22 protein-coding genes are annotated in these 21098 nt (G+C 51.3%); 9 read left to right on the plus strand and 13 right to left on the minus strand.

What is annotated here, in order from left to right; translation table 11 throughout:
* Window positions 1-100 precede the first annotated feature (100 nt).
* The 5 genes from OXF42_05510 to OXF42_05530 all read left to right on the plus strand — a co-directional run bounded on the left by OXF42_05510 (window position 101) and on the right by OXF42_05530 (window position 5291).
* On the plus strand, window positions 101-394 hold the full coding sequence (locus OXF42_05510) for a hypothetical protein (protein MCY4047547.1): 294 nt from the start codon (window positions 101-103) through the stop codon (window positions 392-394).
* Window positions 395-497: 103 nt separating this feature from the next.
* Window positions 498-1241: a site-specific DNA-methyltransferase gene (locus OXF42_05515; protein MCY4047548.1), complete on the plus strand. Its 744-nt coding sequence runs from the start codon at window positions 498-500 to the stop codon at window positions 1239-1241.
* Window positions 1234-1800 (plus strand): hypothetical protein, encoded by a 567-nt coding sequence (locus OXF42_05520; GenBank protein MCY4047549.1) that lies wholly within the window; start codon window positions 1234-1236, stop codon window positions 1798-1800. Before OXF42_05515 ends, OXF42_05520 begins: the two co-directional genes overlap by 8 nt.
* Before the next feature lie 35 nt (window positions 1801-1835).
* Window positions 1836-3971: an AAA family ATPase gene (locus tag OXF42_05525; protein ID MCY4047550.1), complete on the plus strand. Its 2136-nt coding sequence runs from the start codon at window positions 1836-1838 to the stop codon at window positions 3969-3971.
* Entirely contained in the window at window positions 3972-5291 is a 1320-nt protein-coding gene (locus tag OXF42_05530; protein ID MCY4047551.1) for a hypothetical protein, read from the plus strand.
* Here OXF42_05530 and OXF42_05535 read toward each other — a convergent pair whose 3' ends face one another.
* From OXF42_05535 to OXF42_05570, 8 genes are all read right to left on the minus strand, one after another.
* Complete coding sequence (locus OXF42_05535; protein ID MCY4047552.1) at window positions 5292-5783, minus strand: hypothetical protein; 492 nt, start codon at window positions 5781-5783, stop codon at window positions 5292-5294.
* Complete coding sequence (gene accC / locus OXF42_05540; GenBank protein ID MCY4047553.1) at window positions 5780-7276, minus strand: acetyl-CoA carboxylase biotin carboxylase subunit; 1497 nt, start codon at window positions 7274-7276, stop codon at window positions 5780-5782. Before accC ends, OXF42_05535 begins: the two co-directional genes overlap by 4 nt.
* Window positions 7277-7296: 20 nt before the next feature.
* Window positions 7297-8856, minus strand: coding sequence for an acyl-CoA carboxylase subunit beta (locus OXF42_05545; protein ID MCY4047554.1), 1560 nt, complete (start codon window positions 8854-8856; stop codon window positions 7297-7299).
* Between the two features lie 139 nt (window positions 8857-8995).
* Complete coding sequence (locus OXF42_05550; GenBank protein MCY4047555.1) at window positions 8996-9724, minus strand: hypothetical protein; 729 nt, start codon at window positions 9722-9724, stop codon at window positions 8996-8998.
* Between the two features lie 457 nt (window positions 9725-10181).
* Window positions 10182-10880, minus strand: coding sequence for a hypothetical protein (locus OXF42_05555; protein MCY4047556.1), 699 nt, complete (start codon window positions 10878-10880; stop codon window positions 10182-10184).
* A complete protein-coding gene (coaE, locus tag OXF42_05560) occupies window positions 10871-11467 on the minus strand; it encodes a dephospho-CoA kinase (protein ID MCY4047557.1) in 597 nt (198 codons plus the stop codon). Before coaE ends, OXF42_05555 begins: the two co-directional genes overlap by 10 nt.
* Complete coding sequence (gltX, locus tag OXF42_05565; protein ID MCY4047558.1) at window positions 11464-12873, minus strand: glutamate--tRNA ligase; 1410 nt, start codon at window positions 12871-12873, stop codon at window positions 11464-11466. The genes coaE and gltX overlap by 4 nt, the downstream gene beginning before the upstream one ends.
* Window positions 12873-13124 (minus strand): glutaredoxin, encoded by a 252-nt coding sequence (locus tag OXF42_05570; protein MCY4047559.1) that lies wholly within the window; start codon window positions 13122-13124, stop codon window positions 12873-12875. The genes gltX and OXF42_05570 overlap by 1 nt, the downstream gene beginning before the upstream one ends.
* 94 nt (window positions 13125-13218) lie before the next feature.
* Here OXF42_05570 and OXF42_05575 point away from each other — a divergent pair, with 94 nt between their 5' ends.
* Genes OXF42_05575 through OXF42_05590 form a run of 4 tightly spaced genes read left to right on the plus strand, consistent with a single transcriptional unit; the run spans window position 13219 to window position 16596 of the window.
* Window positions 13219-14349, plus strand: a complete 1131-nt coding sequence (locus OXF42_05575) for an alanine--glyoxylate aminotransferase family protein (GenBank protein MCY4047560.1) — start codon at window positions 13219-13221, stop codon at window positions 14347-14349.
* A gap of 43 nt (window positions 14350-14392) precedes the next feature.
* Complete coding sequence (rplM, locus tag OXF42_05580) at window positions 14393-14824, plus strand: 50S ribosomal protein L13 (GenBank protein ID MCY4047561.1); 432 nt, start codon at window positions 14393-14395, stop codon at window positions 14822-14824.
* Window positions 14825-14845: 21 nt separating this feature from the next.
* Complete coding sequence (rpsI, locus tag OXF42_05585; protein ID MCY4047562.1) at window positions 14846-15247, plus strand: 30S ribosomal protein S9; 402 nt, start codon at window positions 14846-14848, stop codon at window positions 15245-15247.
* 5 nt (window positions 15248-15252) lie between these two features.
* Window positions 15253-16596, plus strand: a complete 1344-nt coding sequence (locus OXF42_05590) for an inositol-3-phosphate synthase (protein MCY4047563.1) — start codon at window positions 15253-15255, stop codon at window positions 16594-16596.
* A 59-nt stretch (window positions 16597-16655) separates the two neighbouring features.
* Here the strand turns inward: OXF42_05590 and OXF42_05595 are convergent, their stop codons facing one another.
* The 5 genes from OXF42_05595 to OXF42_05615 form a co-directional block, all read right to left on the minus strand.
* On the minus strand, window positions 16656-17990 hold the full coding sequence (locus OXF42_05595; GenBank protein MCY4047564.1) for a sigma-70 family RNA polymerase sigma factor: 1335 nt from the start codon (window positions 17988-17990) through the stop codon (window positions 16656-16658).
* Window positions 17991-18040: 50 nt separating this feature from the next.
* Entirely contained in the window at window positions 18041-18649 is a 609-nt protein-coding gene (locus OXF42_05600) for a superoxide dismutase (protein MCY4047565.1), read from the minus strand.
* A 113-nt stretch (window positions 18650-18762) separates the two neighbouring features.
* Window positions 18763-20118, minus strand: coding sequence for a tRNA lysidine(34) synthetase TilS (gene tilS, locus OXF42_05605; protein MCY4047566.1), 1356 nt, complete (start codon window positions 20116-20118; stop codon window positions 18763-18765).
* A 41-nt stretch (window positions 20119-20159) separates the two neighbouring features.
* Window positions 20160-20801: a DUF502 domain-containing protein gene (locus tag OXF42_05610; protein MCY4047567.1), complete on the minus strand. Its 642-nt coding sequence runs from the start codon at window positions 20799-20801 to the stop codon at window positions 20160-20162.
* Entirely contained in the window at window positions 20798-21097 is a 300-nt protein-coding gene (locus tag OXF42_05615) for an integration host factor subunit alpha (GenBank protein MCY4047568.1), read from the minus strand. Before OXF42_05615 ends, OXF42_05610 begins: the two co-directional genes overlap by 4 nt.
* Window position 21098 lies beyond the last annotated feature (1 nt).

A 21098-nucleotide genomic window follows, 5' to 3' on the forward strand; every position in this document is an offset into this window, starting at 1 on the left:
TCTTATGAGTATGAGGAGTATTTGAGGGTGTTTGTGGATTGAAACGAGCGGAAAATGATAAAGTTATCAGTAAAGATAAACTTGAAGGGAGGAGTGCAAAATGAACACCCTGCGCCAGTGGAAAGATGAGACGTGCTTGCTGTGGTTTTTCCGACCGCCAAGCGGTGTGCGCGCCGGGGCGTATGCCGTAAAGCGCACCTCCTATGATTTTGTATTTTGGATGAAACGCCGCCGATACTGGCTGTTTGGGCTGGTGGCTTGTGTGCTTGCGGCGGATTGGTGGCTACTGGAGCGTCCGGCGGTTGAATACATATTGCCGATTCTGCTTAACACAGTGAACTATTTCTTGCTTGCGCGTCTGCCCGCACCGCCCAGCCGCCCCTACCACTTATGAGTGGTATTTGTAGATTGAAATGGGTTGAAAAGATGGTAAAGTTGGCAATCAAGATGAAGCGGAAAAAACTGAAATGCAAAGGGTGCAGAGAGAGTATTGAGCAATGAGCAGGTCATTAAAACTGCTTCCCGACACTCATGCGGGTAAGAACAAGATAAGAACCACCCAAGGGAACTGTTTTCTGCTGATCCAAACATTGGAGAACAACTCCATTGATCTGATAGCAACTGATCCTCCCTACGAAATAAACTATGAAAAAAATCAGTGGGACAGACCGAATTCTTTGAATTGGGACTTCTTGGCGAAAGAATTTAAAAGGGTTTTGAAGCCCGGTGGCAGTCTGGTTGTTTTTCAGGGTTGGTCTCAGGTTTGTGAAACAAAATCCATACTGGACAAGTATTTTTCCCTACAAAACTGGATTATCTACGACAGGGTCAAAGGCAGGGGAGCTAAAACGAATGTGGTATCAACCAGAGAAGACATACTCTGGTATACCTCAAGCGAAAAACAATACACTTTCCACAAAATAGATTCCAACATAAAAAAGAAAACCGGAGGAATGGGAAAGAAAAACGGCAGGGAACACAGAGCCATTTCCAATGTGTGGACTGACATACCCCCGCTTGTTCCATGGTCGCGGGAAAAAGTTCCTCACCCCACACAGAAACCCGTATTTATAATGAAGAGGATATTGGAAATGTTTTCCAATGAAAATGATACCGTGCTGGATCCTTTTATGGGAAGTGGGACCACCGCTTTGGCGTGCAGGGATATGAGTAGAAATTTCGTGGGATTTGAACTGGACAAAGACTACTATAAACTTTGTGAGAGACGTTTAAATGAGTGATGAATTCAAGCAGGGTTTATTGCGACTTCACACCAGACAATTTGGCTCTGTCGTGGAGGTCATTGTAAAATTGCTGGCCGACTATCAAGACAGCGAGAAACTTGATTTTGATTTGATTGATGAAAAAACCGGCAAGCGCATAGAGGTAAAGTCATCAAGAGTTCAAAGAAAGAGCAAACTCCCCAAGGATGATGCGGGAAAGATTTATGACTTTATCATAAACAACAGCAACCGAAGAAGATTTTTAAGACAAAATCAGGCAACAAAAGTTGACTTTGATTGCAACATACAACAGATAAAAACCGGATTGTTTGATGCAATGTATTACTTGCTGTTTTTCTATGACAAAATTGAAGTGTTCAGAATTGAGAAAAATGAGATTCTAAGCGATGTCAATATAAACTACAGCGACAAACAACACAGAGGAAACAAAGGAGAAGGGCAGTTCCACATCAATACAAAAAACTACCAATACCATAAAGATTCCTACTTTCAGGGTTCAATCAGTTATGAAGACTTAGTGAAGATTCTGCGGAAAAACGGGAATGGAAAAAGCTAATGCACACTGGAGCGAAGAAAGGATAGGATTGAAAAATGCCTTATAAAACAGTTCACGACCTCTTTGAAGTGTGGGTGAAGCGTTGTTTGGAAAAAGACAATTCTTTGCTTTTTGATGAGCCGGGGTTGTGGAATGAGGAAAATTTGAACATTGCAGTGAACTGTATGCTGGGTGACCGACGAACAGACAAAAGCAATTTCAAAATCAAATTAGAGAGTCAGTTTGGTGCTTACGATAAGAATCACAAAATATGGCTGTTGCTGTGTGAATTGCTTGCTTTGCACTACTGCCCTGACAGTAAGATGGGGAATAAGAATTGCTTTAAACTTACTATAGAAAAAGAGAGAAGTGATTACGAATTGTTGGAAGAAAAAATCCAGCAAATAATAAAGACGGAAGGAGTAGCTGACATTGGCCCCCAAAGCTACAGGCCGAAGCAAAACTTCAGCATTGGTTATTACGCATCTTTTGCCTTGAAATACAAAAAAGATGCAAAAATGAGAAAAACTGTAAGAAGCCTGAGAAACGGCGACCCCCTCTGGAAAGAGGCGGAGGAGATGTTTGACCGAACAAACATAATTGAAAGCAAATTCGTTATAGATAAAAGGAAAACTCCTCATGTGCTCATTGTCCTTAACATGTTCTGCCACAAATATCATTGCAGGATGTTTAGCGGCGAACATCGGGGACATATTGTTTCCACTTTCTCAGATTATCTTCATGGTGATGAGAAAACGGAAAATGAAAAAATCTACTCCATAAGTGAGGCAATGAAGAAAGAAGACTCTTCTTTGCCCATTCATCTGGACATGGTAGATTTTTACCATCCCACTCTGAGGAAAAGGTGGGATCCATCTGAGGACAATACATACCAAATGCACCAAAAAGACAACACATTACACGAAAAAATATGGGATCCATCCGAGGACAATAAATACCTTGACACCCTGAAACAATTCCGTCAGATAATCTTTCAGGGACCACCCGGAACCGGCAAGACCTACCAAGCAAAAAAGATTGCAGAAAAACTGACAGGGGAGAATACACAAGGCAACAAGTGGGAACTAATCCAGTTTCATCCGTCTTATAACTATGAAGACTTTGTTAGAGGGATTCAAATACAGACAGAAAATGGTGAGACAACTTATGAAACAGTTGATCGTATTCTTGTTAACATGGCTGAAAAAGCGAGTGCAGATGAGAGCAGTGATTATGTTCTTATAATTGACGAAATCAACCGCGCTAATGTATCGGCTGTTTTGGGCGAACTTATCTATGCCTTGGAATATAGAGACAAGCCTATTCACATAACTTATTCTGTTAATGGAAATGCTGAGATAGCGATACCGGGGAATCTCTACATAATAGGAACTATGAACACCGCTGACCGCACAATCGGACAGATAGATTATGCAGTCAGAAGAAGGTTTGCCTTTGAAAGTTTTCTGCCAGATGTGGAAGTCATTAAAAAAGAAAGTAAAGCCGACAATGCGGTCAAACTCTTTAATATGGTTCAAGAAATGTTTGAAGGAGAAACTTATCTCTCTCCAGATTATCACAAAAACGATGTAGCAATTGGGCATACCTACTTCCTTGCTAACAACAACGATGAATTGAAAAACAAAATTCAATATCAAGTCATTCCGATTCTTGAGGAATACTTGAAAGATGGCGTCTTGAAAAAAGAAGCAGAAGAGATAATCAAACAAATAGAAGAAGAATTCAATCCACAAGATGACCCAACAGAAGAAATGGAAACTGAAGATGAAAACCTGAAGCGAGAGCGAAAATACTTTCGCTGGAAACATAAGGCAAACGGCACTACAGACAAAAACTACTGGGAAAAAGACCTCGGACCTAGGAGATTGCCGTGGACAATAGTGAAAGATTTTGTGAAACATCAAAATCCTGTAAATGCGAGTGAATTAAAGATAACTTTTCCTGATGAAATTCATAAGGATTACGGTGTCTTTCAAATCCTCGAAAAGCATGAAAGATTTCTCTCAAAAGAAGATGAATACATTGAACTGGCAAGCGGAGAAAGAATAATGGTTTGCACACAATGGTCTGCCAATCCGGTAAAAAACAATCCGAAAGCCGTTTCATATAGGAGTTTTCAAGAATTTTTAAAAACATCACAAAATCTCGGCTACGAAATTGAGGAAGTCTAATTGTTCCACAAACCCGCATCACTTCAAACAAAAGAGCATAAGATTGTTCCTTTCAGCAATGAGCAAGAGTATTTGTTCGAGTGGTGCGACACTCAAACATTAAGACAAAATAGTCCTGAATTTCTCGGCTTACATAAAAGACCGGAAGGTTTTGCCCCCAGCAGTTTCATTGGAGCAATCTGGCTCGGCAAGGAAGAAAACAGAATCCCCCTTATTGTCAGGTCAAAATTCCCACAAATGGACTATATGTCTATGTATCTCGCCTGTGCAGAAGACCCGGTTGTCGGCTACCATCTGGGTGAATGTTTTCATTTCTGGCCTGAACAGCCATTAATTGAGGCAGAAGACTTGCCAAGGCTCAGTGAACTCCTGATAGCTGCTTTCTTACGCGAACTGAACGAACTCTGCTCCCGGCATCTGCGCAAGCACTTTGAGAGAGAAACGAACAACCTACAGGGCAAAGTAAAGGGAAAGATACTTTTACATGCACAAGTCAAACAAAACCTTGTCCACGGGCGCAATGACAGGGTTTTCTGCTCTTATCAGGTCATCAATGATGATATTGCCGAAAACCGCGCTTTGAGAGCCGCGCTTGAGCAATCAGCGAAGTTTATCAATGCAAAACTTGATCCCTACGGCAAGTTTTCAGTATTGAATCGCTGGATACACTCAAGCCGTTCAGCCCTCTCCGGCGTTTCCGTTGTCAAGGTCAATCGGGCGGATTTCCGTAATCTGCGGTCTCGCGGTTCTTTCTTACACTATAGCCGCGCCCTTGAACTTGCAAAGTTTGTCCTTTTGCGCCTCGGGGCAGACCCTCACGCCGAAATCAAACAAGAAAACATCGTCGCCACCCCTCCCTTTGCCATAAACAGCGCTGAACTGTTTGAAAGATATACAGAAAAAGTGTTGAGGGAAAAGCACGCTATGCTGGAAGCAGGTTATGAGGATAAGGATACTTACGGAGACAAAGAAGGATTTAATGTTAGAGTACGCCCGGATTTTTGGGTTTCTGAGACTTCAAACAAACCTGCAAAAATTTTTGACGCAAAATACAAGTCAATAAAAGATGAACGAAATCCAAAACCTTTACAAACAGATATATTCCAGGTCGTTTCTTATTCCAGACATGAGTCTTTTATTTCAAAAAGATTAAAATGCACAAATACCGACAACATTGAACTTGCCCTTGTTTATCCGAATTTTGAACAGCAAGAGGAAATCAAGGAAATAAAAACGGACAACTCCTTTTTGTCGCCCCTGAAAATGCTGTTTGTTAAATGTCCGGCGATAAAAAAGGAAATTATACGGGAAGCCGCTTGATTATTCCCCTTCCAACACCACAAGCACAGCCCCGCCGTCAACGGCGTCGCCCTCTGAAACCTTAATCTCCTTTATCTTTCCGCTGACGGACGCCTTCAACTCGCTTTCCATCTTCATCGCCTCAACCACTATCACCCCTTCGCCGGATTCAACCGCATCGCCCTCATTTTTAAGTATCTTCACCACCCGGCTCGGCATCGGAGAGGAAATCTGCAACCCGCCGCTGTCCGAAGAAGCGGAAATCTCCCTTTCCGTAACGGATTCAAACTCGTAGAGATTCCCGCCGTGAAAAACCTGTATCTTCTTGCCCTTCTTTACCACCCCGGCGGTGTGAGAGCCGTTCTTGTCGCAAATTACGGAGACAAGCGCGGGGTCAAGCCGCGCAAAATCAACGGTTGAGGAAAAATCACCGCACTCAACCACGGCGCGGCCGTTTTCCTCCTCCACATTGACGCGAAACTTCTCATCGCCCAATTTCAGAAGGTATTTCAATATCCGCCCCTCAAAACGCCCATCCTGCGGCCAAACCTCTTCCAGTTTGAAACCGGCTCTTTTCCGCCGCCCTCAGCCGGAGCGGCCGTTCCGAAATGAAGCGCGAGCGCGGCGGTTACCGCAGCCTGCAACTTGCCCTCGTCTCCCGGAGTCAGAAGCTCCGGATGCCTCTCTATAAAGCCCGTGTCTATGTCTGCGGAGAGAAACTCCTCGTTTTTCATCACCCGGATAAGGAAACCGATGTTGGTCTTCGTGCCGAGAACCATGTATTCACCCAGCGCCGCCCCCATCTTGTGTATCGCCTCCTCACGCGTCTCCGCCCATACCGCCAGTTTGGACAGCATGGGGTCGTAAAAAGAGGTAACCTCGCCGCCGCTGTAAATCGCCGAGTCATCCCTGATTCCGGGCCCGTCCGGGGTCTTTACATAGTCAATCGGCCCCGGAGAGGGAAGGAAGTTTGTCTCCGGGTCTTCGGCGTATATCCTGCACTCAACGGCATGGCCGTTTATCTTCAAGTCGGACTGCTTCATCGGCAACTTTTCGCCGTCCGCTATCCTTATCATCCACTTCACAATGTCAAAACCGGTAATGAGTTCGGTTACCGGATGCTCAACCTGTATGCGCGTGTTCATCTCAAGAAAGTAAAAGTTCTGCTTGGGGTCCATTATGAACTCAACAGTTCCCGCGCCCTTGTATGAAACCGCCTTTGCGATGCTGACCGCAACCCGCCCCATCTTCTTTCTGGTCGCCTCGGAAACAAAACCGCTGGGCGCTTCCTCTATCACCTTCTGATGCCTACGCTGAATTGAGCACTCGCGCTCAAACAGGTGCAACACATTGCCGTGCCCGTCCGCTACGATCTGAATCTCAATGTGGCGCGGCTTTTCCACAAACCGCTCTATAAAAACCGCATCGTCCCCGAAAGCCGACTGCGCCTCGCTTCTCGCCATTCTGAGCGAACTCTCAAACTCCCCCTTCTCCCGCACAAGACGCATGCCCTTGCCGCCCCCTCCGGCGGAAGCCTTTATCATCAGGGGATAGCCGATTTCGGCGGCGACTTTTTCCGCCTCCTTGTCATCCACCGCCCCCTTTGAGCCCGGAACAAGAGGCACGTCCGCATCGGCGGCTATGCCCCTTGCGGTTATCTTGTCGCCCATCTTTCTTATGGCTTCGGCGGACGGGCCTATGAACACAATCCCCGCCTTCTCGCAGGCGGCGGCGAACTCCTCCTTTTCGGAAAGGAATCCGAAACCGGGATGAACCGCTTCGGCTCCCGTCTTTTTGCACGCATCTATGATTTTTTCCGGAACGAGGTAACTCTCGGCGGGCTTTGAGCCGCCTATGTGAACGGCTTCATCGGCGAGGGACACATGGACGGAACTCCTGTCCGCATCGGAGTAAACGGCGACCGTGGCTATGCCCATCTCCCGGCACGCCCGGATTATCCTCACCGCTATCTCGCCCCGGTTTGCTATGAGTATCTTGCCGAACATAAAACTTCCCGCGCAAGGGGTCAGAGAGGAATGTTTCCGTGCTTTCTCGGCGGATTGGTCTTCCTCTTTCCGTCAAGCATTGCAAACGCCGAGGCAACGTTCCTTCTGGTGTCCTCCGGCATGATTATGCGGTCAATAAATCCGAGTTCCGCCGCCCTGTAGGGGTTGGCAAAATTGCTTCTGTATTCTTCCGTAAGGCGCGCCCTTTCGGCGTCCGGGTCTTTTGCCTCGGCTATCTGCGAGCGGGAAATTATGTTGACCGCCCCCTCCGAACCCATAACCGCTATCTCCGTGCCGGGGTAGGCAAGGTTGATGTCTCCCCGGATGTGCTTTGAAGACATAACGTCATAAGCCCCGCCGTAGGCTTTTCTTGTTATCACGGTAACCCTCGGCACGGTCGCCTCGCAGTATGCGTAAAGCAGTTTCGCGCCGTGCCTTATGATGCCGCCCCACTCCTGCCCTGTTCCCGGAAGGAAGCCCGGAACGTCAACAAGAGACAGAAGCGGAATGTTGAAGCAGTCGCAAAACCGGACAAAGCGCGCCGCCTTTACGGATGCGTCTATGTCAAGGCAGCCGGCGAGAACCATGGGCTGGTTGCCCACAACGCCCGCAACCCTGCCGCCCACGCGCGCAAACCCGATGACCATGTTTTTGCCGAAATGCTCCTGAACCTCAAGAAAGCGCGAGTCGTCAACGATTCTCTTTATGACCTCTTTCATGTCGTAGGGTTTGTTCGGGTTTTCCGGAATCAGGTCCGCTATCTCGCCGGTGGCGCGGTCAACCGGGTCATCGCTTTCGGCGGAGGGCGGGTCTTCCATGTTGTTTGAAGGCAGGAATGAGAGAAGTTCCCTTATTATCTCTATTGACTCCTCGTCATTTGCGGCGGAGAAATGCGCCACGCCGCTCTTGGAGTTGTGCACTCCGGCGCCGCCGAGGTCTTCCGAGGTTACGTCCTCATGGGTTACGGCTTTTATCACATCCGGCCCCGTTATGAACATGTAGCTGGTGTCTTTTGACATAAGGGTAAAGTCCGTCATTGCGGGCGAGTAAACCGCGCCGCCCGCGCACGGGCCCATGATGGCGGAGATTTGGGGAATAACGCCGGAGGCGAGCGCGTTTCTCTGGAATATCTCGCCGTATCCGGCGAGGCTTTCAACGCCCTCCTGTATCCTTGCGCCGCCCGAATCGTTAAGCCCGATAACGGGAGCGCCGGTCTCAACGGCCATGTCCATAATTTTGCATATCTTTCTGCCGTGAATCATCCCCAGAGAGCCGCCGAAAACGGTGAAGTCCTGCGCGAAAACAAAAACTTTCCTGCCATCCACCGTTCCGTGGCCGGTTACCACGCCGTCTCCGAGGAACTTTTTGTCTTCCATCCCGAAGTCTTTGCACCTGTGGACGACAAACTTGTCCATTTCCTCAAAAGTGCCTTTGTCAAGAAGGAGTTCTATACGCTCGCGCGCGGTCAGTTTGCCGACTTCGTGCTGGCGGTCTATGCGCGCCTTGCCGCCGCCCAGTTCCGCTTCCCGCTCCTTCTGCTTGAGTATCCGAATGTTGTCTTTGGTCTCTTTGTCGCCCATAAAAACGCTCCGCCCGGCGGGAGTAAACAAGACGGCAAATATACCGAAAGCGGCGGGTTTCCGCAAGTTGTTTTACCGCTTATGCAATTTGCAATTTCTATTTGCAGATTGCATAAATCCACACTGCAAGGAGTGAGGGTTAGGGGTTGTTGCTATGCAACAGTCGCGGGTTCTCGTTTTGAAGCCAGTTGTAAAAGCGTTCAGCGTTTAAAAACAGCGGCGGAGTTGCGCTCCGTTGCAGATAGCCGTTTTTGACGGACAGACCGCCCCACTGTTCCAGCAGGGGCTTTGTTACGCGATATGCCCCCTCTCTGTATTCTCCTATCCGAATGTATCGGGCAAACCGCCCGGATTTGCCTTTCTTGCCTCTAACCACAATGTCTGTGGGTTCGGACGGAGAGTTGCGTGTGTGGGCGTTTTCATCCCGCTTTGAGGCGGAGATGTCTTTCACAGGTGAAATGTCTTCCACCGTCAGCAACCCTATAAGCGCATAGACGAGTTCGTTTTTTGTTACGGGTCTTAACGAGGCAAAGAAAACCACCAAGTCATCCTCTCTGAAAGTCAGCAGGTTTTTTCCTCTGCGGGCGGTGTCTCCGTAGGTAAGGTTTTCAAAGTCAGGGTCAAGGTGCATGCGCTGATCCGTCAGACATTCGGGGAGAAAAATATCGCAGTTGTTGCGTTTTGAAAATCCGTCCAATACCGGAACAATCAAATCGGCATAGCGCTTTTCCATTCCGGGGAGGTTGGCGGTTTTTGTCTGTTTAATCGGCACATAAACAAAATCGCCCGTCTGCGGGTTGCATGGGGCGTTCCAGTTGCCTGAATCGGCGGTTTGGTCTATTGCGACACGGATTAGGATTGCGCGCATTTACATCCATCCCCGGAAGACGGACAGTTATGATATTCTTTCATCAAACCCTCTATTTCATACCGTATTTTTTGGTCGGAAAGATTTTTTGACATAATATAACGCCGATGTTTTCCTTCGGGAAAAAGGTGGTCATTCAGCCAAGGGGCGCATTCCGAAAGTAGCGGTCCTTTTTCGTTCATGAGGCAAAAATGCTCAAAAGTAACAAGCGGACCTCTAAACCGTTTTTTAGTTTCCGAGCATGTTTTACCTGCCGGAGGATCTTTTTTATGGGGACAAATTCCAACCCAAGTAAGTCTTTGAGCAATATTTTCACAACCTTTCCATGGAGATTTTCCTCCTATGCCTAAAACAGCGTCGTAATTGTAGTTTCTGAAACTCCCCATGCAATCGCACACTCCGAAAGTCCCGCATTCGCAAGGATCGTTAATATGTGTTCTTATATAAATAAACACATTCACGACTCTTCATCTTCCTCATCATCCCTCTTATTCTGTTCGGCGCACAACTTCCTGAATTCCAATTCATCAATTTTATATTTCATCTGCGGTTCGTCAGACAGTTTGTTTGCTTCAAACTTGTCCTCCAGCCATTGCTCAAATCTGCTAATCAGCGTTGCGGCTTTACAAACTTTGTAACCTCTGTTTCCGGGAATTATCGCCCTAAGGTAGTGCGGCATTATTTTGGGGTTTTCTCCAAAATAGTAAAACTCACTTGAAAGAAGAACATTCTCCCCGCTCAAATCCGTTTTTATGTTTGATTCATTATGAACGCCCTTTCTCTGCAAAGGCTGTTCACCGCCTTCCGAATAATCATAGATACAGTCTCCCACCTTTTTCCTGTAATCCTTGGAACGCCTCTCCGGTATCTTCCCCTCAAGATCCTTCCGGCAAAACTCATCGTATTCCTCAAGAGTCATCTTGTCCGTAATCTTCATCGCACAAACAACACGACCTGAGAAATCGCGTTTCCTGTCCTCCAGTTTTGCATTCTTTGAACCCGTTCCGACAACCCAGTCTCCGACGGACGCCGCTTTTCTAATTCCGGGCTTGCAAACTGCCAATGTGCAAACATCAAAAAAAGGATTCGGCGACAAGCCGCAGTCGTATCTCAACATATAGGAATAAAGACATTTCGCTTTTTTCTTCACAGCCATTTCTTCCACAGCCTCCCTATCTCCGCTCTCAAACTTTCCATTCCCGCCGAATTCTCAATAACAAAATCGTAATCCGGATTGCGCCCTTCCTGCGATTTCAACCTTTTCCTCGCCTCCGCCTCATCAAGTTTATCCCTTTCCGCTATTCTTTCAATCTTTTTTTCCTCGCTCGCCTCAACCAGAACAAGGTGGTCCACCATCTCCCCCAGAACCCCGCCGCGAGACAGCAGCGCCGCCTCAATCACCACCGCCCGCGCGCCGGAAGAAACCGCCTTTTCCACCCGCGCGGCTATCTCATCCCTGATTTCCGGGTGGGTTATTGCCTCAAGCGCCTTTCTCTTCTTCTCGTCCGAAAAAACCTCAGAGCCAAGTTTCCCCCGGTCTATCTCCCCGTCCGCGCCGATGACGCCGGAGCCAAACCGCCGCGCTATCCGCTCAAAAGCCGGTTTTCCGGGCTTGGTAACAAAACGCGAAACCTCATCCGCATCTATAACACGCGCCCCCAAATCCCTGAACATCCCCGCCGCCGCGGTCTTGCCCGCGCAAACATTCCCGCAAAGCCCTATTATTACGGCTTTTTCACTCATTGCCGCCCGCCTGATTTGGCAATGTTTACCGCCCTTTTAACCCTCCGAACCGCCTCTTCCCCGCCCAAAGCGGCGGCTACCTCAAAAATTCCGGGGCTTTCCGTCCTCCCCGTGAGCGCCACACGCAGGGGCTGGGCGAGTTGTTTAAGTTTCATTCCCGTCTCTTCCGTAACGGACGAAAGAGCCGTCTTCACGCCGTCAGCGTCAAAATCCCCGCCGGATGCGGAGAACGCGCCCAAAACCGCCTCAAGCGCGGGCAGTGTCTCCCCGTTGATAAACTTTTCCCGCGCGGCGGCGTCAAACTCCACCTCATCACGGAAAAGAAACGCGCCCTTTTCCGCCATTTCAACAACGGTCTCCGCCCTCTCTTTCAGGAGAGAGAACGCCTTTTCAGCGTCCGCAGGCGAAACATCAAGCCCCATATCCGCAAACTCCCGGCGAAGCGGCTCTATAATGTCGGTCTTTCCCTCGCGTATGTGAACGCCGTTGACCCACAGCATCTTTTTCTCGTCAAAATGGGACGGCGAAGTCCCAAGCCCGCCGAGGTCAAACTTTTCCTCAAGTTCCGCCATTGTGAAGATCTCCTCATCACCGCAAGACCAGCCGAGCCGGGCAATGTAGTTTGCAAGGGCCGAGGGAAGCATTCCGCGCTTGCGGAAATCGGCGACCGAAACCGCCCCGTGCCGCTTGCTCAGTTTTGAGCCGTCCGGCGCGAGAATCACGGGAAGATGAACGAAATCGGGAACGGGCAGACCGAGAGCCCGCAGAATCAATATCTGCTTTGGAGTGTTGACGAGGTGCTCATCCCCCCTGATAACATGCGTTATGCCGGAGAGGGCGTCATCTATGGCGCATGCGAAGTTGTATGTGGGCATGCCGTCAGGGCGCAGAATGACAAAATCCTCAATATCATCCGTCTCAAAGGCGGTTTTGCCGCGAAGTTTGTCGTCAACCGCAACCGTTGCGCCGTCCCGCGGGACTGCAAAACGCAACGCAAAAGGCGCGCCATCCTTTTTTCCCCTCTCCGCCCACTCTCTGTTGTAGCGGAAAATTTTTCCGTGTTCCTTACAAAACCGCCTCTCTTTCTCAATATCTTCAGGGGTCATCCAGCAACGGAACGCATCGCCGGATGCAAGCAGTTTGTCCGCATATTCGCGGTAGGTGTCCAACCGCTCAGACTGGCGGAGGGTCTGATCATCGTCCCACTCAATGCCAAGCCAGCGGAGCGAATCCATTATCTCGGAGAAAAATTTCTCGTCCGACCGCCCGGCGTCCGTGTCTTCAATCCGCACAATAAACTCGCCGCCGTGCCGCCGCGCAAAAAGCCGGTTGAAAAGCGCAGTTCGCGCACCCCCGATGTGAAGCGAGCCCGTGGGGCTGGGGGCAAACCGTGTTTTGACACTCATCAGGAGTCGTCAAGCCCGCCCTGCCGGGCAATCTCCTCAAGTTCATTAAAGCCGCCGACAAGTTCGCCGTCTTTGAGGATGAGGGGAACGGTCATCCAGTTGAACTCGCCCGCCACTCTGGCTCTTTCCTCAGGGTCTTGAGTAAGGTCTATCTCCTCGTATTTAATCCCCCTGGAAGACAAAAGCGCCTTTGCCGCATTGCAATACGGGCAGGTTTTGGTGGTGTAAATTTTGAACTTGGAATCGGTCATCTCCCTTGCCTCCGGTGGTTTTGAAAGCAATATACTTGGCTTTGCGCGGGCGTGAAAGTATCATTTACACCTCCGCAACGGAAGGACAAGCAAATTGGCGCGCTCTCAAATCAAAAAACTCGCCCCGCCCGAAAGGATACTTCTCGGCCCCGGCCCCAGCAATGTCAGCAAGGCGGTTTACGACGCGCTCTCAACACCCATAATAGGGCATCTTGACCCGGACTTTCTCGCCATGATGGACGAAATCGGCGGGATGCTGCGGGAGGTTTTTCAGACAAAAAACCGGCTTACGATTCCAATGTCCGGCACGGGAAGTTCGGGAATGGAGACGGCGTTTGTCAATGTGATTGAGCCGGGAGACACCGTAATCATCGGGGTCAACGGGGTATTCGGCGAGAGGATGTGCGATGTGGCGGCGCGGTGCGGCGCGAAGGCGGTCAGGGTTGAAGCGCCGTGGGGAGACATTATTGAGCCGGACGCGTTTATATCCGCGCTCAAAAAAAATCCGGGGGCAAAGGCGGCGGCGCTTGTTCACGCGGAAACTTCAACCGGCGCGCGCCAGCCGCTTGAAGAGGCGGGCAAATACCTCTCCGGCACGGAGACGCTTTTCCTTGTGGACGCCGTAACCTCGCTTGCCGGATGCGACCTGAGGATTGACGAGTGGGGCGTTGACATCTGCTACAGCGGAACGCAGAAGTGCCTGAGCGTGCCGCCGGGCATATCGCCGGTAACTTTCAGCGAAAAAGCGGAACGGGCGCTCGCGGCAAAAAAGAGCAAGGTTCAGAGCTGGTATCTGGACCTCGGAATGATATGCAAATACTGGGGCAGCGAGAGGGTCTATCACCACACCGCGCCCGTCTCAATGCTTTTCGCCCTCAGGGAGGGGCTGCGCGTCATTCTTGAGGAGGGTCTCGCCAACCGGTTTGAGAGGCACGGGAGGCTGGGCGCGGAACTTGCGGAAAAACTGGGCGCGATGGGATTCAAGCCGTTTGCGCGCGAGGGATACCGGCTGCCGATGCTTGCCTCCGTTTTTCTGCCGGAGGGGATGGATGATGCGGAGGCGCGGCGCGCGCTTCTTGAGGAGCACGGGATTGAGGTGGGCCCCGGCCTCGGGGAAACCAGAGGAAAGATATGGAGAGTGGGGTTGATGGGCGAGAGTTGCAAGGCTGAAAACATAGACGCGCTCACCCGCGCGATTAGCCGCATGACGGGCGCGGCGGTTTGACTTGTCGCGGTGTTTCGTTATAATTGCCGCCCTGTAATTCGCTATGAAAACCTATGTTGAAAAGGCCGGAGGACGCCACAGGCGGTGGCAGGTTGTTGATGCGGAGGGCAAAACCCTCGGACGGCTCGCGACACGGCTCGCAACGATGCTTCGCGGCAAAGACAAGCCGGAGTTTACCCCGCATGCGGACATGGGCGATTTTGTGGTGGTGGTTAACGCCTCCAAAGTGCACATGACGGGCAAAAAGTCTTCCGAAAAGATGTATTACCGCCACAGCGGCTATCCCGGCGGGCTGAAATCGGTTTCCGCCGAGACCCTCTCCCAGACAAAGCCCGAAGAGATAATCAGAAAAGCCGTGTGGGGAATGCTTCCCAAAAACAAGTCGCAGAAAAAACTGATAAAGAGGCTAAAGGTTTACTCCGGGCAGTCCCACCCGCATGCGGCGCAGAGTCCGGAAGCGGCGGCGGGGCTGTGATTGTATTAGGGAGCGCTTGCAATGGCTGTGGTTGAAACGGACAATTTCAGAGGAACGGGCAGGAGAAAAAACTCCGTCGCCTCGGTGTGGGTCAGGCCCGGCTCCGGCAAGATCACGGTCAACAAGAGAGACTTCAAGGAATACTTTCCGCGCAAAACATGGCAGATACGCGTGGGCGAGCCTCTTGCCATAACAAATTCGGCGGACAAAATTGACGTTTCCGCCAATGTCCGGGGCGGCGGGCTCACCGGGCAGGCGGGCTCCATAAGCCACGGGCTTGCCAGAGCGCTCCTGAAATACGATGAAACTTTGAGAAAGAAACTGAAATCCGCCGGGCTTCTCAGGCGCGATTCGCGCATGGTGGAGAGCAAAAAATACGGCCGCAAGAAGGCGCGGCGCGGACAGCAATTCTCAAAGAGGTAGTTCCCTTGCCTCCTAAAAAACCCCAGAAACCCGCAAAAGGCAGGAAAATCTCTCCCGCCGATGGAAAACTCGGCGTTCTGATTCCCGGCATCAGCGGGGCGGTAAGCACAACCTTCATAGTGGGCGTTGAGTCGCTCAAAAAAAATGCGGGCAGACCCATAGGCTCGCTCACGCAGATGGGAACTATCCGCCTCGGCAAGAGAACCGAGGGCAAAAGCCCGAAAATTAAAGACCTGCTGCCGCTTGCGGACTGCGATGACATCGTTTTCGGCGGATGGGACATCGCGCCTGAAAGTTGCCACGACGCGGCCGTCCGCTCCGGGGTGCTGAACCCGTCAACCCTTGACAAAGTGCGGGACGAGACAAGCGCCATCACGCCAATGAAGGCGGTGTTCAACAAAAAGTATGTGAAAAACCTGTCCGGCAAACATGTGAAAAAGGGGCGGACAAAGATGGACCTTGCCCGGCAGCTTATGGATGACATAGCGGAATTCAAAAAGCGCAACGGGCTCAAACGCGCGGTGATGGTGTGGTGCGGCAGCACGGAGACCTACATAAAGCCGTCCGATGTTCACTCGTCTGAAGCCAAATTTGAGCGCGGACTGAGAAGCAACCACCCCGACATAGCGCCCGGAATGATATACGCCTATGCGGCGATAAAGTCCGGCGTTCCCTACGCAAACGGCGCGCCCAACCTGTCCGCAGACATACCCGCGCTACTCGCGCTTGCGAAAAAGCACAAAGTTCCCGTCTGCGGAAAGGACTTCAAAACCGGGCAGACGCTCATGAAAACCATTATCGCCCCCGGTCTGAAAGCGAGGATGCTGGGGCTGGGCGGCTGGTTCTCAACCAACATTCTCGGCAACCGGGACGGCGAGGTGCTTGACGACCCGGGCTCTTTCAAGACAAAAGAGGAGAGCAAACTGAGCGTGCTTGAACACATACTTCAGCCGGGCCTTCACCCGGACCTTTATTCGGACTACTACCACAAGGTGAGAATCAACTACTATCCGCCGCGCGGGGATGAAAAAGAGGCGTGGGACAACATAGACATTTTCGGATGGCTGGACTACCCGATGCAGGTAAAGATCAACTTCCTGTGCCGTGACAGCATACTGGCCGCGCCGGTCGTGCTGGACCTTGTTCTGTTTCTTGACCTCGCCAAAAGGGCGGGAATGAGCGGCATACAGGAATGGCTTTCGTTTTATTTCAAAAGCCCCATGGTCGGCAAGGGGCTTTACCCCGAACACGACCTTTTCATACAACTCACAAAACTGAAAAACACCCTCCGCCACATTGCGGGCGAAGAGCAGATAACCCATCTGGGGCTTGATTACTACGAGAAGTAAGCCGAGTTCGGGCGTTATTGAAAGCGGTTTCAGTTTGACGCCCGCGCCCCTTTCGCCCCTCAATTCTGCATAAAACTGTGCAGGTGCGCTCCGATCTCGGAGTTTCTGAGTTTGCTCAGCGAGTGCTTTTCTATCTGGCGGATGCGCTCGCGCGTCAGGTCAAACATCTTTCCGATCTCATCAAGCGTAAAAGTGCCCGCCTCGTCTATGCCAAAGCGCAGTTTGATTATCTTTTCCTCTCTGTCGTTCAAGTGCTTTTTGAGCGCCTCGCGGAGTTTCTTGGAGAGGGCGTTCTTCGCTATCACAAAATCGGGGATGGAGTTCTCCTGATCGGGAACGGAGTCCAGAAGGGTGGCGTTTTTGCCCTCAAGAATGGGCGTGTCAAGACTTATCGCGTCATTTGTGGAGTTCAATATCCTCTTGACCACCTCTATGCTTATGCCGGACTCAACCGATATCTCCTCCGGCGTGGGCTTTCTGTCCGTGGTTTTGGAAAGTTTGGAGACCGTCTTGTAAACGCGGTTTGCCTGCTCAAGCAGGTAAACCGGAACTTTGATGGTTCTGGTCTGCCCCTGAAGCGCCCTCAGAATCGCCTGATGTATCCACCATGAGGCGTATGTGGAAAATTTGTACCCCTTTGTGTGGTCAAACCGCTCCACCGCTCTCATAAGACCGAGATTTCCCTCCTGAATAAGGTCGGGAAGAGGAAGCCCGCGGTTTGTGTATCTCCTTGAGATGGTTATGACAAGCCTCAGGTTCGCCTTGACGAATTTCTGCTTCATCCTCTGAGCCTTTTTTTCCTGTGAGACAAGCGCGAGTTTGCGCAAAATTTTAACTCTTCTTGCAATCTGCGCCTTGTTTGAAGGGCTTCGGGATGCTTTGGCTTTTTTCTCAAGACGCTCAACTTTTGACAGCGAGCCGAATATTTTCACTTTTTCATCGCCCGAGAGCATTGAGTAGAGGGAAACCCAGGGCAGTTTCTGAAGTTCCTTCTCGTCATTCTTCTTTTTACGTTTGAGAATGTCCATAACATCGGACTTTTTCTTCTCCCTGTATTCATGGTCCGACAACTCCGATTCCGCTTCGTATTTCTTTATCTTGGACGATATCTCAACCTCCTGCCTCGCCGTGAACAGGTCTTCGGACGACATATCCCTGAAATAAACATAGAGAAGCCGCATGTGCTCGTCCGGGCTGAACTCCCCTTTTTTCTTTTTGTCGGCGTTGTTTGAGGCGTCTATAAACGCCTGGTCGGGCGGCGGCTCAGGAAAAAGCGCGGAGTCTCCGGCAACATCTCCGGCAACATTATCCTCAAGACCGCCGGAGACCTGCCCGGTGTCTTCAGGCGCGTCCTTCAGCACATCCTCTGTGATTTCTTTCTCTTTTTCGCTCATACGCTACGGCCTCCCGCGCTTGCGGGCAATCTTTTCCAATCCGGGGGCTTTCAGGCGGCCGCCGAGAAGTTTTTCTCAACCAGTTTCCAGTTGACCACTTCCCACCATGATTTTATGTAGTCCGGGCGCCTGTTCTGATAATTCAGGTAGTAGGCGTGCTCCCACACATCAAGTCCCAGAATGGGCGTAAGCCCCTCTGAAACCGGATTGTCCTGATTGGGGGTTGAAGTAACGGCAAGTTTGCCGGAATCAACGCAAAGCCATGCCCAGCCGCTTCCGAACCGGGTCGCGCCCGCCTTTGCAAACTCGTCTTTGAAGGAATCAAAACTTGAAAAAGCGGCGTCTATCGCAGCCGCAAGTTCGCCGCCCGGCGCGCCGCCGCCGTCCGGAGACATGCATGTCCAGAAAAGCGTGTGGTTCACATGGCCGCCGCCGTTGTTTCTTACCGCCGTTCTTATGCCCTCAGGGACAGAGGCAAGGTCTCTTATCAGGTCTTCGGCGCTCTTGTCCGCCAGTTCGGGATGCTTTTCCAGAGCGGCGTTGAGGTTTGTAACATAGGTGTTGTGATGCTTTGAGTGGTGTATCTCCATTGTCCGCGAGTCTATGTGCGGCTCAAGCGCATCGTAGCCGTAAGGCAGTTCGGGTAAACTGTGTGCCATTTGTCCTATCTCCCTGTGAGTAATGAGAAATTCCGCTTCCCAACTCTCCGGAGGGGGATTATATCATAAAAATCCCAAACACAAAACGGAAACTTTCCGCCGTCCGCAATTCCCTAATTCCCGCGGGCGTTTTTAAGAAGGTCTGTCACCCCGCCGCTCAAAGCAACTCTCAAACACTGTTTTCCTTTCACCGCTTTGTAAATATCGCTCACAACCACCCCGCCCGCCCAGATGATGTCGCCGCCGCAAATAAAGACGGGCAGCCGGTCTCTCAGAAAATGCGGCACTTTTTCGTCCACAAACACGGATTTGAGTTTTTTTGACCCCTTCATTCCGAGCGGGACTATTCTGTCTCCGGGTCTGAAATTGCGGGCTTCAACGGGAAACCGCGCTTTTTCAAGCGAAAAATGCCCCGCCTCGCGCCTTCCCCAGAGCGAAGTGTCGGATGTTTTTTCAAAAACGGCGCACACGCCTCCGGGCAACTCATGCGCTCCCTCGCGCTCAATCACCAGCGGGGGACAGCCCGCCGCCGGAGCGCCGCCGCTCAGGCGGAAAATGCCGTAACTCTTCTCCAGCCTCATACCGTAGGGAAGATTGACCGCGCCCGGCCCCGCCGACATCAAAAGCGCGTCCATCTCCTCAAGGTGGCCGAACTCAAGCCTCTCAAGGCCGCCCCTGACCTTTGAGTAGGCGGAGCGCAGAACCTCCGTCCGCAAGGCTTTGTGAAGGCGACCGAAGGCGGCGGCGTTGCCGAAAAGAGCATCGCCGAAAGCGGCGGGGAAAACCGCCGGGAAAGCGCGGGCGGCTTCAAGGGAAATGTAGGAATGCTCCGCCCCGGCGGTGTCCGCAAGGCGGTTCAGAGCCGTCTTGACGCGCGGGTTGAAGGTCTCAAGAAGCGGCATGAGGCGGTTTCGGACTCTGTTTCTTGTGAATGCGTCCGACTTGTTGCTGCTGTCCTCAACCCACTTTTCGCCCTTTGCTTGAAGGTACTGCAAAACCTGCCCGCGCGAAACCGCAAAAAAGGGCCTTATAATGTCGCCCGAAACGGGGCTGATTGAAGACAGCCCCCGGCTGCCGCTTCCGCGAAGCATCCTCATCAGAACCGTCTCCGCCCTGTCATCCATTGTGTGGGCGGTGGCTATCCTGTGTGCTCCGGTTTTTTCCAGTATCTCGCGGAAAAAGGCGTATCTGAGCTCGCGCGCCCCCTGCTCCGGAGAAAGCCGGTTTTCCCGCGAAAAAGCCGCCGTGTCTGTGGCGCGTGTCTTCAGTTCAACGCCGTGTTTTTCGCACAGGCGGGAAACAAACTCCGCATCCCGCTCAGACTCTTCCCCCCGCATCATGTGGTTGAAATGGCAGGCGATTACTTGCGGCGCGCGCTCCTTCAGCCCGGCAAGAAACAGCAGCAGCGCCACTGAGTCCGCGCCGCCTGAAACGCCCGCCACCACCTTCATTCCGGGCCGGGGCAGCATTCCAAACTCCCGGACGGCGCGGGCGGCGGCGCGTTCAAGTGTCAGTCTTCGGGTGAAGAGGAAAGCCCCCCGGAGATGATCACGTTAAAGGCCTGCTCAACGGACATGGGAACTTGTTTCACCTTGGATTCGGGAACCATCAGGTAAAAGCCGCTCGTAGGGTTGGGAGTTGTGGGCAGAAAGATGTTAACCATGGTTTCATCAAGCACGTTGTGCCTCTCTCCGGGCTTCATTCTGCCCATCAGAAAACCGATTGAGTAAATGCCCTCCTTGGGATACTCAAACACAACCACCCCCCTGCCGCCCCTGATTGCGTGGGGGGCAGAAAGCGTTTTCACTATCTGCTTTGAAGCGTTGTAGGCCGTTCTGACAACGGGAATTGAGAGAACGATGGACTCAAAAAACTTCACGAGGCGGTTGCCGATTATGTTTCTTGTTACATAACCCGCCAGCACGACCAGAAAAACCGTAAAGAAAACGCCGATGGAGAACGATATGAGTTTGAAAACCCATTCCGGCAATGTGTGAAGAACTGAAACCGCAAGCAGTCTCGCCGGCACGGCGCTGACGAGCGAGTATATCCACAGCGAGAATGAGTAAAGAAAGAAAAGCACAAGGCCGAACGGAACGATAACCGCAAGGCCCGTGATAAATCCCGTCTTTATCCAGTTAAAAAATCTCAATTGTCGTCCTTCCCGGAGTTCAGTCGCTCCCGCAAAACCCTGCTGGGCGTGAACACAACCTCATTGCGGGAGGGTATGTCTATCACCTCCCCCGTTGAGGGGTTTCTGCCCTTTCTGGGCTTTCTCTCTTTTACATGGAGACTGCCGAAACGCGGCAGTTTGACCGGCTCGCCCTTGAGAAGCGCCTTTTTCACCGTGTCAAAAAAGTAGTCCACAATGTCCGAGGACTCCCTTCTTGAAAGCCCGAGCCGGGAGTTTATCAGTTCCGCCAGATCCTTTTTTGTGGTCGCCGCCATA

This window comes from Candidatus Dadabacteria bacterium, assembly GCA_026708565.1.
In the GTDB taxonomy this organism is placed as follows: domain Bacteria; phylum Desulfobacterota_D; class UBA1144; order Nemesobacterales; family Mycalebacteriaceae; genus Mycalebacterium.